The organism is Massilia oculi (assembly GCF_003143515.1).
Lineage (GTDB): Bacteria > Pseudomonadota > Gammaproteobacteria > Burkholderiales > Burkholderiaceae_D > Telluria > Telluria oculi.
The window spans coordinates 5421796-5436687 of sequence record NZ_CP029343.1 but is presented as its reverse complement, the minus strand read 5'-3'; the positions used below and the strand labels follow the sequence as shown (position 1 = coordinate 5436687).

The following is a 14892-nucleotide window of genomic DNA, read 5'->3' as shown; positions in this document are numbered from 1 at the left end:
TCAATGACCCGCAGTCACTTATGCCTGCTCGGAAACTTCGACGAAGTCGTCGCCGCCAGCCTTGACCATTTCAACGACTTCGTTGGTGGCGTTGGCGCGGCCTTCCAGGATCGCATCGGCGACGCCGCGTGCGTACAGGGTGATCGCTTTCGACGAGTCGTCGTTGCCTGGGATGACGTGGGTCACGCCTTCTGGCGAGTGGTTGGTATCGACGATGCCGATGACCGGGATGCCCAGCTTGCCGGCTTCGGTGATGGTGCCCTTGTGGTAGCCGACGTCGACGACGAAGATCGCGTCAGGCACGCCGCCCAGGTCCTTGATGCCGCCGATCGACTTCTGCAGCTTTTCCATTTCGCGCGAGAACAGCAGCGCTTCTTTCTTCGACATCTTCTCGACCGAACCGTCTTCGACTTGCGCTTCCATGTCTTTCAGGCGCTTGATCGAGGTCTTGATGGTCTTGAAGTTGGTCAGCATGCCGCCCAGCCAACGCTGGTCGACGTAAGGGACGCCGGCGCGCTGTGCTTCAGCGGCGATGATGTCGCGTGCCTGGCGCTTGGTGCCGACCATCAGGATGGTGCCGCGGTTGGCCGAGATCTGCTTGATGGTTTTCATCGCATCCTGGTACATCGCCATGGTCTTTTCCAAGTTGATGATGTGGATCTTGTTGCGATGACCGAAGATGAACGGCGCCATCTTTGGATTCCAGAAACGGGTCTGGTGGCCGAAGTGGATACCGGCTTCCAGCATTTCACGCATAGTAACGGACATGTAATTCTCCAGGGTTGGGTCTTGAATGTGGCCAGTCACCAGTCAGGCACCCTTTTAGGGCCACATTCGCGATTTCAATAAAATAAAAGATGCTTTTTACAACATTGCTCGATGCGAATCCGAGCAACCCGAGATTCTAGCGGGATTTGCCGTTTTGTTCAAGCGTGACGTAGGGCTGGCGATGGGGCCCACCCTGAGGAAGGAATGTTTCCTCTATAATCAACCCTTATTGCACAGACTTATTGCATCTACTACTGCAGGATAAGAATCCCCTATGGCCTCCACTCCCAAAACTCCCGAAGAAATCGAAGGCATGCGCGTCGCCTGCCGCCTCGGCTCGGAAGTGCTCGACTATATCACCCCGTTCGTGAAGCCCGGCGTCACCACCGGCGAACTCGACCGCCTGGCGTATGAATACATGGTCAACGTCCAGGGCACGACCCCGGCGACCCTGAACTATGCCCCGCCGGGCTATCCGCCCTTCCCCGGCTCGATCTGCACCTCGCTCAACGACGTGATCTGCCACGGCATCCCGGGCGACCGCGTGCTGAAATCGGGCGACGCGCTCAACATCGACATCACGCCGATCACCAAGGATGGCTACCACGGCGACAACAGCCGCATGTTCCTGGTCGGCGAGCCGTCGATCATGGCGCGCCGCCTGTCCGAGATCACCTTCGAGTGCATGTGGCTGGGCATCGCCGCCGTCAAGCCGGGCAAGCACCTGGGCGACATCGGCCATGCGATCCAGCAGCACGCGGAAAAAGCCGGCTACAGCGTGGTGCGCGAATTCTGCGGCCACGGCGTGGGCCGCGTGTTCCACGAAGAGCCGCAGGTGCTGCACTACGGCCGCCCGGCACCCTCGAGGAACTCAAGCCGGGCATGATCTTCACCATCGAGCCGATGATCAACGCCGGCCGCCGCGACATCAAGGAAATGCCGGACGGCTGGACCATCAAGACCAAGGACCGCAGCCTGTCGGCCCAGTGGGAGCACACGGTGCTGGTCACCGAGACCGGGGTCGAGGTGCTGACCATGTCGGCCGGCAGTCCGCCGCCGCCCGCCATCGTGCTGCCGCTGTTGAACCCGGGCGCGGTCCCAAGCCTGGCCGCGGCCTGAAGGAGCGCCAATGGGACAGGCCGCCCTGCTCGACACCGCCCGCACCACGCTGCGCCAGCGCCTGAAGGCCGAGCGCCAGCTGGCGTTCCAGGCCTTCCAGGAAGACGGCAAGCCCGAGAAGCTGCTGCGCGGCCTGCGCCAGGTGGTCGACGGCGTGCTGCTCGACGCCTGGCAGGCGGCCGGTCTGCCGGAGCACACCGCCCTGGTGGGCGTGGGCGGCTACGGGCGCGGCGAACTGTTCCCCTATTCCGACGTCGACCTGTTGATCCTGCTGGGTCAGCCGGCCGACGCCATCACCCAGGCGCGCCTGGAAGGCCTGGTCCAGCTGCTGTGGGACCTGGGCCTGGAGATCGGCCACAGCATCCGCACCGTGGACGAGTGCCTGAGCGAGTCCGCCGCCGACATCACGGTGCAAACGAGCCTGCTGGAAGCGCGCCTGGTCACCGGCAGCGCGCCGCTGTTCGAGGAGCTGCAGCGGCGCTACCGCGACGCCCTCGATCCGCAAGCCTTCTTCCAGGCCAAGACCGCCGAGATGCGGCTGCGCCACGCCAAGTACGAATACACCGCCTTCGCGCTCGAACCGAACGTCAAGGAAAGCCCCGGCGCGCTGCGCGACCTGCAGGTGATCCTGTGGGTGGCCAAGGCCGCGGGTCTTGCCGACACCTTCGGTCAGCTCGCCACGCGCGGCCTGATCACGCGCATGGAGGCGCGCCAGCTGCTGGAAAAGGAAAGCGCCTTCAAGGACATCCGCATCCGGCTGCACTTGCATACGAAGCGGCGCGAAGACCGCCTGGTGTTCGACGTCCAGACCGCGATCGCCGGCACCCTGGGCTTGAGCGCCAGCGGCGAAGGCCCGGACGCGCGCCGCGCCAGCGAATTTCTGATGCAGCGCTACTACTGGGCCGCCAAGACCGTGACCCAGTTGAACACGATTCTGCTGCAGAACATCGAAGCCCAGCTGTTCCCGCAGCCGGCGGTGGCCTTCCCGATCAGCGCCCACTTCACCCAGGTGGGCAGCCTGATCGACGTCGTGGCGGACGACACCTTCGAGAAGCATCCATCCGCCATCCTCGAGCTGTTCGTGGCGATGACCGAGCGCCGCGAGCTCAAGGGAATGACGGCGCGCGCCACCCGCGCGCTGTGGCATGCGCGCACGCTGATCGACGAAGCCTTCCGCGCCGACCCGGCCAACAAGGCGCTGTTCCTGCGCGTGCTGCAGGCGCCGCGCGGCCTGGTGCACGCGCTGCGCCGCATGAACGAATTCGGCATCCTCGGCCGCTACCTGCCGGCCTTCCGCAAGATCGTCGGCCAGATGCAGCACGACCTGTTCCACGTGTATACCGTGGACCAGCACATCATGATGGTGGTCCGCAACCTGCGCCGCTTCACGATGCCGGAACACGCCCACGAATACCCGTTCTGCAGCCAGCTGATCGCCGACTTCCACGACCGCTGGCTGCTGTACGTGGCGGCCCTGTTCCACGACATCGCCAAGGGCCGCGGCGGCGACCATTCCAAGCTCGGCATGGATGACGCGCGCGGGTTCTGCCGCGACCACGGCCTGTCCGAAGAAGACACCGGGCTGGTGGTATTCCTGGTCGAGCAGCACCTGACCATGTCGACCGTGGCGCAGAAGCAGGACCTGTCCGACCCCGACGTGATCCAGGCCTTCGCCGCCGTAGTGAAGGACGAGCGTCACCTGACCGCGCTATACCTCCTGACCGTGGCCGACATCCGCGGCACCAGTCCCAAGGTATGGAATGCCTGGAAGGCCAAGCTGCTGGAAGACCTGTACAAGGTCACCCTGCGCGTGCTGGGCGGCGAGCCGCATTCGGCCGACCGCGAGCTGCGCACGCGCCAGAAGGAAGCGCTGGCCACCCTGCGCCTGTTCGGCCTGGACGCCAATGCCCACGAAGCGCTGTGGAAGCAGCTCGACGTCGCCTACTTCCTGCGCCACGACGCCTCCGACATCGCCTGGCAGACGCGGGCGCTGGTCGACAAGGTCGACGGCGACAAACCCGTGGTCCGCGCGCGGCTGGCGCCGATCGGCGAAGGCTTGCAGGTGGCGGTCTACGTCAAGGACCAGTCCGACCTGTTCGCGCGCATCTGCAGCTACTTCGACCGCAAGAATTTCAGCATCCTGGACGCCAAGATCCACACCACGCGCCACGGCTATGCGCTGGACAGCTTCCTGGTGGCGGACGAGAATTTCGCCGGCAGCTACCGCGACATCATCAGCCTGATCGAGCACGAGCTGTGCGCCCAGCTGCTGTCGCAAGAACCGTTGCCTGCGCTGGTGCGGGGACGCCTGTCGCGCGTGGCGCGCACCTTCCCGATCACGCCCACGGTCGAATTGCGGCCGGACGAACGCGGCCAGTTCCACGTGCTGTCGATCGCTGCCAACGACCGCATGGGCCTGTTGTACGCGATCGCCAGCGTGCTTGCGCGCTACCGGCTGAACCTGCACACGGCCAAGATCATGACCCTGGGCGAGCGCGTCGAGGACGTGTTCCTGATCGACGGCCCGGCCCTGAACAATCCACGTACCCAGGTGCAGCTCGAGACCGACCTGCTCGACGCATTGAAGGTCTAGCCTTCAAAGTTTGATTCACCTCCTTTTACAGTAAAGCTTTACCGATGACCGAACCGCTCCGCCTCTCCAAACGTATGTCCGAACTCGGCCTGTGCTCGCGCCGCGAAGCCGATGAATGGATCGCCCGCGGCTGGGTGCGGGTGGACGGCAAGGTCGTCTCGGAACTGGGCAGCAAGGTGCTGCCGACCCAGCGCATTACGGTCGAGCGCCAGGCCGCGGCCGAGCAATCGAAGCGCGTGACCATCCTGATCAACAAGCCGGTCGGCTACGTCAGCGGCCAGGCGGAAGACGGCTACACGCCAGCGATCGCCCTGATCAAGCCCGAGAATCGCTGGGCCGACGACCCGTCGACGGAGCAGTTCCACCCGACCCAGCTGCGCAGCCTGGTGCCGTGCGGACGGCTGGACATCGATTCGGTGGGCCTGCTCGTGCTGTCGCAGGACGGCCGCATCGCCAAGCACCTGATCGGCGAGACCACCTCGGTCGACAAGGAATACCTGGTGCGGGTGCAGTACACCAGGCCGGGCAAGCTGCCCGACAGCGACCTGAAAAAGCTGAACCACGGCCTGTGGATGGACGGCAAACCGCTGCTGCCGGCCAAGGTGCGCTGGCAGAACGAGGACCAGCTGAGCTTTACCCTGCGCGAAGGCAAGAAGCGCCAGATCCGGCGCATGTGCGATATGGTCGGGCTGAAGGTCGTGGGCCTCAAGCGCGTGCGCATCGGCAAGGTCAAACTGGGCAATCTGCCCGAGGGCCAGTGGCGCTACCTGGCCCCGGACGAGCAGTTCTAAGCGTTCGGCAGCGGCGCTTCCCTCGCCAGCAGGCCCTCGGCTTTTAATTCTTCCCAGAACGCCGGCGGGATGACGATGTCCATCAGCGCCGCATTGCGCTGCAGGTGCGCCACGCTGCTGGCGCCGGGAATGGTGGCCGTCACCACCGGATGCGCCAGCCCGAACTGCAGCGCCGCCGCCGGCAGGTCGACGCCGTGGCGCGCCGCGACCTGGCGCAGGCGTTCGCGCCGCGCGATCTTGTCTTCATCCGCCGGGCCGTAGTCGTAGTTCGGACCGCCGCCAGGAAGCCGGAATTGAACGGGCCGCCCAGCACCACCTTCGCGCCGCGCTCCTCGCACAGCGGGAACAGCTCATCCAATGGGGTGGTTTCCATCAGCGTGTAGCGGCCGGCCAGCAGGAAGATGTCGGGGTCCGAGTCGCGCAGCGCGCGCAGGCAGGGGTCGACCGTGTTCACCCCCAGGCCCAGCCCTTGATCACGCCCTCGTCGCGCAGCTTGACCAGCCCCTCGAAAGCGCCGCCGCGGCCGGCCGCGATGGCATAGTAGTGCTCGTATTCGGCCTGGCTGAAGCGGTCCGGCGACAGGTCGTGCACGTAGACGATGTCGATGTGCGACAGCGCCATGCGCTGCAGGCTGTCCTCGATCGAGCGGCGCGCGCCGTCGGCCGTGTAGTCGGTGATGCGCCGGAACGGCAGGCCGCCACGAAGGGTGCGGCGATTTCGGGCGTCTCGCTCGGCGCCAGGATGCGGCCGACCTTGGACGAGAGCGTGTATTCATTGCGCGGACGGCGCCGCAGCGCCTGGCCGAAACGGTGCTCGGACAGGCCGGCGCCGTAGTGCGGCGCGGTGTCGAAATAGCGGATGCCGGCGTCCCAGGCGGCATCGACCGTGGCTTGCGCCGCCTCTTCGCTCGTCTTGTGGTACATGTCTCCCAGGCCGGTGCCGCCCAGGCCGAGGCGCGTGATGGGTTGGTAACGCTGAGTCATGGTTCTGTCCTTCCCGGCTGCTCACAATGGACAGATTCTGCCTGCCGCGCGGCCTTGACGGCGCACGCCAGCGCTGCAGCGCGACACCGCGTTCAAGCCGCGCGCCGGCTCTCGATCTGCACCAGCGCGGCGCCCAGCACGTCGAGGTCGACCGGCTTGGCGAACAGGTCGTGGAAGCCCGCCGCCAGCGCCAGCGCCCGGTCCTTCTCTTGCGCATAACCCGTCACCGCGATCAGGATCGCCTGCGCCGTGCCGGGCTTCTTGCGCAGCGCGGCGGCCAGCTCGTAGCCATTCATCTCGGGCAAGCCGATATCGAGCAGGCAGACGTCCGGGCCGAAGGCCGGCAGCGCCGTGAGCGCTTCGCGCGCGGAATGCGCGACCAGCACCGTGTGGCCCAGGGTTTCGAGCAGCAGCGACAGCGTGACCGCCGCGTCCTCGTTGTCGTCGACCACGCCGATGCGCAGCGCCGGCAGCTTGCCCTGCGGCGCGTTACGGTCGCGCGCGCGCCGCTCGATCTGGGCGCGGGCCGACAGCGGCAAGCCGACGTGGAAGGTGCTGCCCAGGCCAGGGCCGTCGCTGCTGGCGCTGACCGCGCCCCCATGCAGCTTGAGCAGGCTGCGCACCAGCGCCAGCCCGATGCCCAGCCCGCCCTGGCTGCGGTCCAGGCCCGCGCGCCTTGCGCGAACAGGTCGAAGGCGCTGGCGATCAGTTCGGGCGACATGCCGATGCCGTCGTCGCGAATGTCGACCGCGAGCGCAGCGCCATCGGTGGTCAGGCGCACCTCGATGCGGCCGCCTTCGAGCGTGTACTTGGCGGCGTTGCTGAGCAGATTGGTCATTACCTGCACCAGCCGCTTGCGGTCGCCGACGACGATGGCGCGCGCCGGTGGCAGGTCCAGGGTCAGGCGGTGCTGGTGCTTCTCGATCAGCGGGCGCACCTGCTCGATGGCGTCGGCGATGACGTCCTTGAAATCGAGCTCGCGCAACTCGAGCTCCACCTTCCCGCGCGTGACGCGCGAGACGTCCAGCAAGTCGTCGATCAGCGACGTCATGTGGCCGGCCTGGCGCGCGACGATCTCGCTGGCGCGCTGCACCATCGCGGGGTCGAGGTTGAAGTTGGACAGCATGGTGGCGGCCGAGACGATCGGCGCCAGCGGATTGCGCAGCTCGTGGGCCAGCATGGCGAGAAATTCGTCCTTGCGCTGGTCAGACTGGCGCAGCGCGGCGATCAGGGCCTCCTGCTCGGCCATCGCCTTGCGCAGCTCGATCTGGCTCATGATCTGGTGCGCCAGGGTGGCCAGCACGAACTGCTCCTGCTCGCTCAGGCCCTGCGGCCGCGGCTTGTGGTCGAGCACGCACAGGGTGCCCAGCGCAACGCCGTCGCGCGTCCTGAGCTGCGCCCCCGCGTAGAAACGCAAGCCGGCATCCCTGGTCACCAGCGGATTGCACCTGAAACGCGGATCCTCGCGCGTGTCGGGCACGATCATCTGCTGCTCTTCGAGCAGCGCGAAACGGCAGATCGAATCGTCCAGCGGCATCTCGCGCACGCCCAGGCCGATCTCGGACTTGAACCACTGGCGTCCGCGCGCGATCAGGTTGACCGCGGCGATCGGCGCGGACAGCAGCTGGCTGACCAGGCGCACGACGTCGTCGAACGAGCGCTCGGGCGGCGTGTCGAGGATGCCGTAGGAATCGAGGACGGCGAGGCGCGCTTCTTCGTCGAGGGTGGCGGGACTGGACGTCATGGCAGGTCGGAGGTGGCGAAAGCAGACTGGCCATTATAGGAACAAAGCGGCGCACCCGGCCACACGGAACGTCTGGGCAAGTTTGCCCCCGGTCTTGCTGTCTGGTCCCGACGGGATTCAGGCGCCGAAGCGCCTGGCCCCGGCTGCGATCCAGACCACCACGCCCAGTACCGACAGCGGCGTCAGGAAGATCATCGGCACCATCAGGCTGGGGCGCTCGACCACTGCCCAGGCGCAGCCCAGGTTGATCAGCGCAGGCAGCATCAGGCGCAGCGCCGCATAACGGTTCAGGCGCGCGACCTGGTGCTGCGCCGCCGGATAGTGCACGAAATTGAGCAGCCTGCGTCCTGGCGCCGCATACAGCACGATGGCGAGAATGAGAAAGATCGTGGCGAACAGCAGGAAAGGATGACTCATGACAGGCGGTCCGCTCAGGCCACGCCCGGACCCAGCCGGCGCCACAGCGCCCGCGCCGCCGCATGCACCAGCCAGGAGAACACGGCGATGACCGCTCCGAACATGGCCGGCAGGACCGGGCCGGCCACCCAGACCATGCCCAGCACGAAGCCCAGCAGATATTCGGCATGCCACAGGCGCACCACCAGGCCCAGCGCCAGCAAGCCGAAGAAGAGGTAGTCGACCAGCGGGTTGCCGGCCGCGAACAGCGCCGCCAGCGTGGCCCCATAGGCCAGCGCGCACAGGAAAGCGATGAGCGGCGCCGGCGCGAGCGGCCGGCCGGCGCTGGCGGCAAGTCGCGCGCGGCGCTCGATCCTGCCAACGGTCCACCAGGTCAGCAGCGGCACCAGCAGCAGGCCCCACCAGTTGGACACCGCCGGCAGGTCGGGATTGGCCAGCAGGTGATGCGACAGCACGCCGCCATGCAGGTGCTCGCGCGCGAGCAGGGCCAGTTCGGCGCACAGCGCCAGCAGAGTCAGGAGGATGCGGCGACGGCTGGACGAGGCGGCGTTCATGGGGTTCCCTGGCGCGACGTGGAATGGTCACAAGCGCTTCACGTTACCAGAAGTCGCCGCCCCGATCCATGCCGGGAGCGGATTCCATGCCGCCGGCATCATATGCATACGCCAGTGTGCGCCGTTCAGCCGCCCAACACCGTGACGACCACCCGCCGCCGGTGTGGCGCCGTGCGGTGTTCCCACAGGTAGATGCCCTGCCAGGTGCCCAGCAGCATGCGCCCTCCCCAGAAGGGAATCGTGAGAGCGGTGTCGGTGAGCATGCTGCGGCCATGAGCCGACATATCGTCCGGCCCTTCGGCGTCGTGGCGGTAGGCCGGGTCGCCGTCCGGCGCCAGGCGCGAGATGATGGTCTCCAGGTCGCGCCGCACGTCGCCGTCGGCGTTCTCGGTGAGCAGCAGCGAGCAACTGGTGTGCTGCACGAAGACGTGGACCAGGCCGCATTGCAGCGTCGACGCGGCGACCACCGCGGCGACGTCGCGCGTGATGTCACGGGTGCCGCGTCCGCTGGTCGACAATTCGAGGATGGTCTGGTGCGCCATGCTGACGTCCTGTGATGAAAGCCAAGGCCATCATCATAGCAGCGGCAGCTAGTCGCGGCGGCGGTCGGCCAGGAACTGCTGCGCGCGCGGGTGTTGCGGATGGGCGAAGAACTCTTGCGGCGTGGCCTTCTCCAGGATCTTCCCTTCGGCCATGAACCAGATCCGGTCGGCGACCTCGCGCGCGAAGCCCATCTCATGGGTCACGCAGACCATGGTCATGCCCTCGCCCGCCAGGGAACGCATCACCTGCAGCACCTCGCCCACCATCTCGGGGTCGAGCGCGCTGGTCGGCTCGTCGAAAAGCATGATCGGCGGCCGCATGGCCAGCGCGCGCGCGATCGCCACCCGCTGCTGCTGGCCGCCCGACAGCGCGCTCGGATAGGCGTCGGCCTTGTGCCCCAGGCCGACCCGTTCGAGCAGCCGCATGGCATAGTCGCGCGCCTCGCCCTTCGTCGCCCGTTTCAACTTCACCGGCACCAGCGTGCAGTTCTCGAGCACCGTCAGGTGCGGGAACAGGTTGAAGCTCTGGAACACGAAACCGATGCCGGCGCGCAGCGCATTGACATCGAGGCCCCTGGCGTGGATGTCGCGACCGTCGATCTCGATGCGGCCGGAGTCGATCTCCTCGAGCCGGTTGAGGGTGCGGATGAGAGTCGACTTGCCGGAACCGGAAGGCCCGCACACCACCAGCACCTCGTTGTCGTCGACGCGCTCGGTGACGTCCACCAGCGCGTGGTAGTCGCCGTAGTATTTATTGACTTTATCGAGAACGATCATCGTTCATGCACTTTCATGACGCCTGCACAGCACGCCGTTGCAGGCGCCGCTCGAGCAGGAAGGCCAGGCGGGACAGGCCGAAACACAGGATGAAATAGGTCAGCGCCAGGATCAGGTAGACCTCGACCGCCTGGGTGAACACCAGGGTATTGATCTGGGTGGCGATGAACGAGACTTCGGACAGGCCGATGATGTAGCCGAGCGAGGTCGCCTTGATGGTCGAGACCAGCTGGTTGACGATCGACGGAAGGCCATGGCGCAGAGTCTGCGGCAGCACCACGTGGCGCAGCGCGGCGCCATAGCCCAGGCCCAGCGAACGGGCGCTTTCCAGTTGCCCCTTGGGCAGCGCGCGCATGCCGGCGGCCACGATCTCGGCCAGGTAGACGCTGTCGAACACCACCAGCACCATCAGCATCGTGGTCGCCTGCGACGTCTTGACGCCAGTGACGGCGGGCAGGAAGAAGTACACCCAGAACAGCACCAGCAGCAGCGGCACGGCGCGCACCACCTGCACCAGCCCGGCCACCGGCAGGCTGATGGCGCGATAGGGGCTGACACGGGCGATGCCGAGCAGCAGGCCGAGCGGCATCGCCAGCACCAGCGCGGCGCCCGACAGCAGGATCGTCAGCACCAGGCCGCCCAGCGGACCTTCGGGATACTGGCCGACCAGGAAGTACAGCCAGTAGGTATCGATCAGTTCGAGCATCCGGCGCCTCTCATGTCGTGCGCACCGGATAGCGGCGCTGGAACAGGTGGGCCAGAAGCGCGATCACGAGCGAGACCGTCAGGTAGGCGAGCGTGGCGAAGGTGAACGCTTCCAGGCTGCGAAAGCTGGCCGTTTCCACGCGCGCGGCCTGGTACATCAGTTCGGCGGCGCCGATCACGGTGGCCACGCTGGTGTCCTTCCACAGGTTGACGGTCTGCGACAGCAGCGGCGGCACCGAGGCGCGCAGCGCCTGCGGCAGCAGCACCAGGCGTACCGCGGCCGCGCGGCCCAGGCCCAGCGAACGCGCGGCCTCGAGCTGGGTCGCGGGCACGGCGCGGATGCCGCTGCGGATGTCCTCGGCCATGTGCACGCCGGCATATAGGCTTAGCGCTATCACGGCGCAGATCACTTCGGGATTGTTCGCGTACAGGACTTCGCGCGCGCCTTCCGGCAGCAGTTCGGGAAAGGCGAAGTACCAGAACAGCAGGTGCGCCAGCAGCGGCACGTTGCGGATCGCCTCGACGACGGTCGCACCTAGCGCGCGCATGGGCGCGAAGGTCGACGTGCGCATCACCGCCACCAGCGCGCCGAAGGGCAGCGCGAAGGCGAAGCTGATGACGGTCAGCTGGATCGACAGGAAGAATCCCTGCACCAGCCAGTCGTGGTACTGGCCCGACTGCAGGATGGTCGGATCGAAGAACAAGACCGGACTCAGATCTGATCGGTGTGGATCTTGAAGCCGCGCTTGGCCAGGTTGGTACGCGTGCCGGGGCCGTACCATTTGTTGAACAGCCCCTCGGCGGCGCCGCTGCTTTCCAGCTCGCGCAAGGTCTGGTCGACCACCGCCTTCAGGCCCTTCTCGCCCTTGCGCAGGCCGAGTGCGAGCGGCTCGCTGCCGATCGACGGAGACAGGATCGTGAAGCCCTTGGCGGCCGGGCCCAGCTTGCCGTAGTCGGACAGCAGCGAGGATTCGTCGTTGACGTAGGCGACGCCTTTCCCCTGGCGCAGCGCCTGGAAGGCCTGCTGGGTATTCTCGAAGGTCACCACCTCGACGTTCGCGACCGCCTTGCGGATATTCGTTTCCTGGGTGCCCCCACGCACGGTCAGCACCTTCTTGCCGGCCAGCTGGGGCAAGGCGGTGATGCCGCTGGCGGCGCGCACCATGACCTTGGAACCGGTCACGAAGTGGGTCAGCGCGAAGTCCACTTGCGATTCGCGCTCCTTGTTGTGGGTGAGCGAAGCGGCCAGGATATCGACGTGGCCCTGCTGCAGCTCGGGGATGCGGGCGGCGACCGAAATCTGCTTGAACACCGGCTTGACGCCCAGCTTCCTGGCCACCGCATTGGCGATGTCGATCTCGTAGCCCACCAGCTGGCGCGATTTGGGGTCGATGAAGCTGTTCGGTTCATCGGTGCCGAGCACGCCGAACACGATCTGGCCCTTCTGCCTGATGTCGGCCAGCTGGTCGGCATGGGCCGGTCCGGCGGAAAGGAACGCGCCCAGGGTGAAGGTGCTGGCGATGAAGTGACGGCGGGTGATCATGCGGGCTCCGGCTGCGATAACGATTCCTTCGAGTATAGAACAAACGCTTATATCGAAAAACGAATAATTTGCCATAAGAAAATGTCGAAAAACTCATATAGACCGCCGCCGACGCCGCTACCCGTGCGCCCGTCGCCAGAGATTGTTGTCATAATTACCTCAACCCGATCGGAGAAGCCATGCTCGTCGTAACCTACAATGTCAACAGCATCAACAGCCGGCTGGACGCCCTCGTCCAGTACCTCGGCGAGCGCGCCCCCGACGTCGTTTGCCTGCAGGAGCTCAAGGCGCCGCAGGATAAATTTCCGCTGCAGGCGATCCAGGATGCCGGCTACCACGCGCTCTGGCATGGCCAGAAAAGCTGGAACGGCGTGGCGATCCTGACGCGCGAGCCGGCGCAGGAAGTGCAGCGCGGCCTGCCGGGCGACGACACCGACGAACAGAGCCGCTACATCGAGGTGGCCTACAAGGGCATCCTCATCGCCGGACTTTACCTGCCGAACGGGAATCCGGCCCCCGGCCCCAAGTTCGACTACAAGCTGGCATGGATGGAACGCCTGCGCCTGCGCGGCCTCGAACTGCTGGCCCAAGGCATACCGGCGGTGCTGGCGGGCGACTTCAACGTCATCCCGACCGAGCGCGACGTCTACAAGCCGGAGCGCTGGGTCGACGACGCCCTGTTCCGCCCCGAGACCCGCGCCGCCTTCGAGCGCCTGATCGAGCAGGGCTGGCTCGATGCGCTGCGCGCCGTCCACCCGGACGCGACGATCTACACTTTCTGGGATTACTTCCGCAACGCCTTCGGGCGCGACGCCGGCATCCGCATCGATCACCTGCTGCTGAGCCCCAAACTGCAGCCGGCGCTGAAGGATGCCGGGGTCGACAAGTTCGTGCGCGGCCGCGAAAAGCCGAGCGACCATGCGCCGACCTGGGTCGAACTGGACCTGGCGAAGGTCACGGCATAGAACTCATTACCCGCGGTCAGGCAAGACGCCGCGCCGCCCCCACCATCGCATTCAATACAATAAGGAGCACCTCATGAAACGACTACTCATCGCCGCCGCCGTCCTGGCCCTGCCGCTGGGCGCCCAGGCCGTCTCGATGCCGGGCTTTTGCGCCAAAGGCATCGGCACTGCCGAAGCCAGGATCTGCCAGAACCCCGGCTCGGCCGAATCCGAAGGCCTGGTGTTCGCCTTCTATCGCGCAGCGCTCGAAAAACTCGACGCCGGCCCCAGCAAGGAACTGCAGGAACAACACACCAAATGGTGGGACGGCGTGAAGCAGTGCGCCGACGCCAAGGACATGACCGCCTGCCTCAACAATGCCTACGGCAGCCGCATGTTGCAGCTGCAGTCGGCCTACAAGATCGTCAAGACCACCGGTCCGGTCGCCTTCACCTGCAGCGACGGCAGCAAGATCAGCGCCACTTTCCTCGATACCACCCCGGCCTCGATGGTCGCGGTGCGCAACAAGGAACACACGCTGCTGCGCGGCGAGAAGACCGCCAGCGGCATCGCCTATGGCAACCGCGGCGACGAGTTCAAGGAACATCAGGGCAAGGTCACCATCAAATGGGGCGCCAAGGCCAAGGAACTGAGCTGCAAGAAGTCGTAATCCGGATTGCAGCTCTGCCGGGCGGGCGAACATGCGCGCATTTTGCGTTAAGCTGTTCGCCCGTTTCATTTTATCGACGCCCTCATGCTCTCGCCCGAACAGCTCTTCGGCTTCCTCGCCGCCGCCATCCTGATCACCCTCTCCCCTGGCCCCGACAACCTGATGGTGCTCAGCACCGGCATCGCCAAGGGCCGCCTGCGCGGCATCGCCTTCGGGCTCGGGTGCGCGTTCGGCTGCATCAGCCATACCGTGTTCGCCGTGATCGGCGTCAGCGCGCTGATCGCGGCGTCGCCGGCGGCTTTCACCGCGCTCAAGGTCGTGGGCGGCCTGTACCTGATCTGGATGGGATGGGGCGCGATCAGGAGCCGCGGCGGCGCGCGCGTGACGACCGCCGGCGCATCCGACGAGCCGGCCGGAAGGCTGTTCGTCAAGGGGCTGGTGGCCGCGGCCATCAATCCCAAGGTGGTGCTGTTCTTCCTGTCCTTCCTGCCGCAGTTCGTGGTGGCCGCGCGCGGCGACGCCAATCTGCAGATCGGCCTGCTGGGCATCGTGTTCACGCTGCAGGCGGCCGTCATCTTCGGCGCGCTCGGCTATTTTTCGGGGACGATCGGCCAGTGGCTCAACCGCACGCCCACGGCCGGCATGTGGCTGGACCGGATCGCGGGGGCGGTATTCATCGGACTGGGGTTGCGCCTGATCGTGGCCCGTTGAAAAAAAACGCGGTTCGATGAACCGCGCTTTC

The 14892-nt window shown here is 66.2% G+C and carries 16 protein-coding genes and 3 pseudogenes; 6 read left to right on the top strand and 13 right to left on the bottom strand.

Features of this window, described 5'->3' with window-relative positions:
• Positions 1–18: 18 nt before the first annotated feature.
• Positions 19–768, bottom strand: coding sequence for a 30S ribosomal protein S2 (gene rpsB, locus DIR46_RS24400; protein WP_005667508.1), 750 nt, complete (start codon positions 766–768; stop codon positions 19–21).
• 274 nt (positions 769–1042) lie between these two features.
• On the opposite strand from rpsB, the pseudogene map reads away from it, so the two are divergent.
• From map to DIR46_RS24385, 3 genes and pseudogenes are all read left to right on the top strand, one after another.
• A pseudogene (gene map, locus DIR46_RS24395) lies at positions 1043–1887 on the top strand (type I methionyl aminopeptidase).
• Between the two features lie 10 nt (positions 1888–1897).
• Positions 1898–4480 carry a [protein-PII] uridylyltransferase gene (locus DIR46_RS24390; RefSeq protein ID WP_109347545.1) on the top strand — a complete coding sequence of 861 codons (2583 nt, stop codon included), beginning with the start codon at positions 1898–1900 and terminating at the stop codon, positions 4478–4480.
• A 44-nt stretch (positions 4481–4524) separates the two neighbouring features.
• On the top strand, positions 4525–5271 hold the full coding sequence (locus DIR46_RS24385) for a pseudouridine synthase (RefSeq protein WP_109347544.1): 747 nt from the start codon (positions 4525–4527) through the stop codon (positions 5269–5271).
• Here the strand turns inward: DIR46_RS24385 and DIR46_RS27800 are convergent.
• From DIR46_RS27800 to DIR46_RS24335, 12 genes and pseudogenes are all read right to left on the bottom strand, one after another.
• On the bottom strand, positions 5268–5609 hold the full coding sequence (locus tag DIR46_RS27800) for an aldo/keto reductase (protein WP_307719112.1): 342 nt from the start codon (positions 5607–5609) through the stop codon (positions 5268–5270). The two genes, DIR46_RS24385 and DIR46_RS27800, sit on opposite strands and share 4 nt — an antisense overlap.
• Before the next feature lie 112 nt (positions 5610–5721).
• A complete protein-coding gene (locus DIR46_RS27795) occupies positions 5722–5892 on the bottom strand; it encodes a hypothetical protein (protein ID WP_307719111.1) in 171 nt (56 codons plus the stop codon).
• A gap of 140 nt (positions 5893–6032) precedes the next feature.
• Positions 6033–6254, bottom strand: a pseudogene (locus DIR46_RS27990) (aldo/keto reductase); the annotation flags it as partial.
• Positions 6255–6346: 92 nt separating this feature from the next.
• Positions 6347–6877, bottom strand: a complete 531-nt coding sequence (locus DIR46_RS27985) for an ATP-binding response regulator (RefSeq protein ID WP_109347543.1) — start codon at positions 6875–6877, stop codon at positions 6347–6349.
• Positions 6878–6945: 68 nt separating this feature from the next.
• A pseudogene (locus tag DIR46_RS24370) lies at positions 6946–7998 on the bottom strand (GAF domain-containing sensor histidine kinase); the annotation flags it as partial.
• A gap of 117 nt (positions 7999–8115) precedes the next feature.
• A complete protein-coding gene (locus DIR46_RS24365) occupies positions 8116–8415 on the bottom strand; it encodes a hypothetical protein (protein WP_109347541.1) in 300 nt (99 codons plus the stop codon).
• Positions 8416–8429: 14 nt separating this feature from the next.
• Complete coding sequence (locus DIR46_RS24360) at positions 8430–8969, bottom strand: hypothetical protein (RefSeq protein ID WP_109347540.1); 540 nt, start codon at positions 8967–8969, stop codon at positions 8430–8432.
• A 125-nt stretch (positions 8970–9094) separates the two neighbouring features.
• Complete coding sequence (locus tag DIR46_RS24355) at positions 9095–9511, bottom strand: secondary thiamine-phosphate synthase enzyme YjbQ (protein ID WP_109347539.1); 417 nt, start codon at positions 9509–9511, stop codon at positions 9095–9097.
• Positions 9512–9559: 48 nt separating this feature from the next.
• A complete protein-coding gene (locus DIR46_RS24350; RefSeq protein ID WP_109347538.1) occupies positions 9560–10288 on the bottom strand; it encodes an amino acid ABC transporter ATP-binding protein in 729 nt (242 codons plus the stop codon).
• 13 nt (positions 10289–10301) lie between these two features.
• Positions 10302–10994 (bottom strand): amino acid ABC transporter permease, encoded by a 693-nt coding sequence (locus DIR46_RS24345; protein WP_109347537.1) that lies wholly within the window; start codon positions 10992–10994, stop codon positions 10302–10304.
• A 10-nt stretch (positions 10995–11004) separates the two neighbouring features.
• A complete protein-coding gene (locus DIR46_RS24340; protein ID WP_205289039.1) occupies positions 11005–11697 on the bottom strand; it encodes an amino acid ABC transporter permease in 693 nt (230 codons plus the stop codon).
• Between the two features lie 8 nt (positions 11698–11705).
• Positions 11706–12536 (bottom strand): ABC transporter substrate-binding protein, encoded by an 831-nt coding sequence (locus DIR46_RS24335; RefSeq protein ID WP_109347536.1) that lies wholly within the window; start codon positions 12534–12536, stop codon positions 11706–11708.
• 179 nt (positions 12537–12715) lie between these two features.
• On the opposite strand from DIR46_RS24335, the gene xth reads away from it, so the two are divergent.
• The 3 genes from xth (at position 12716) to DIR46_RS24320 (ending at position 14861) form a co-directional block, all read left to right on the top strand.
• Complete coding sequence (gene xth / locus DIR46_RS24330; RefSeq protein WP_109347535.1) at positions 12716–13501, top strand: exodeoxyribonuclease III; 786 nt, start codon at positions 12716–12718, stop codon at positions 13499–13501.
• Between the two features lie 73 nt (positions 13502–13574).
• Entirely contained in the window at positions 13575–14150 is a 576-nt protein-coding gene (locus DIR46_RS24325; protein ID WP_162819623.1) for an MliC family protein, read from the top strand.
• A gap of 84 nt (positions 14151–14234) precedes the next feature.
• Entirely contained in the window at positions 14235–14861 is a 627-nt protein-coding gene (locus tag DIR46_RS24320; protein WP_109347533.1) for a LysE family translocator, read from the top strand.
• Positions 14862–14892 lie beyond the last annotated feature (31 nt).

Coding starts and splice junctions, on each gene's coding strand:
- rpsB (WP_005667508.1), bottom strand. CDS start 768: ATGTCCGTTACTATGCGTGAAATGCTGGAAGCCGGTATCCACTTCGGC.
- DIR46_RS24390 (WP_109347545.1), top strand. CDS start 1,898: ATGGGACAGGCCGCCCTGCTCGACACCGCCCGCACCACGCTGCGCCAG.
- DIR46_RS24385 (WP_109347544.1), top strand. CDS start 4,525: ATGACCGAACCGCTCCGCCTCTCCAAACGTATGTCCGAACTCGGCCTG.
- DIR46_RS27795 (WP_307719111.1), bottom strand. CDS start 5,892: ATGGCGCTGTCGCACATCGACATCGTCTACGTGCACGACCTGTCGCCG.
- DIR46_RS24365 (WP_109347541.1), bottom strand. CDS start 8,415: ATGAGTCATCCTTTCCTGCTGTTCGCCACGATCTTTCTCATTCTCGCC.
- DIR46_RS24360 (WP_109347540.1), bottom strand. CDS start 8,969: ATGAACGCCGCCTCGTCCAGCCGTCGCCGCATCCTCCTGACTCTGCTG.
- DIR46_RS24355 (WP_109347539.1), bottom strand. CDS start 9,511: ATGGCGCACCAGACCATCCTCGAATTGTCGACCAGCGGACGCGGCACC.
- DIR46_RS24350 (WP_109347538.1), bottom strand. CDS start 10,288: ATGATCGTTCTCGATAAAGTCAATAAATACTACGGCGACTACCACGCG.
- DIR46_RS24345 (WP_109347537.1), bottom strand. CDS start 10,994: ATGCTCGAACTGATCGATACCTACTGGCTGTACTTCCTGGTCGGCCAG.
- DIR46_RS24335 (WP_109347536.1), bottom strand. CDS start 12,536: ATGATCACCCGCCGTCACTTCATCGCCAGCACCTTCACCCTGGGCGCG.
- xth (WP_109347535.1), top strand. CDS start 12,716: ATGCTCGTCGTAACCTACAATGTCAACAGCATCAACAGCCGGCTGGAC.
- DIR46_RS24325 (WP_162819623.1), top strand. CDS start 13,575: ATGAAACGACTACTCATCGCCGCCGCCGTCCTGGCCCTGCCGCTGGGC.
- DIR46_RS24320 (WP_109347533.1), top strand. CDS start 14,235: ATGCTCTCGCCCGAACAGCTCTTCGGCTTCCTCGCCGCCGCCATCCTG.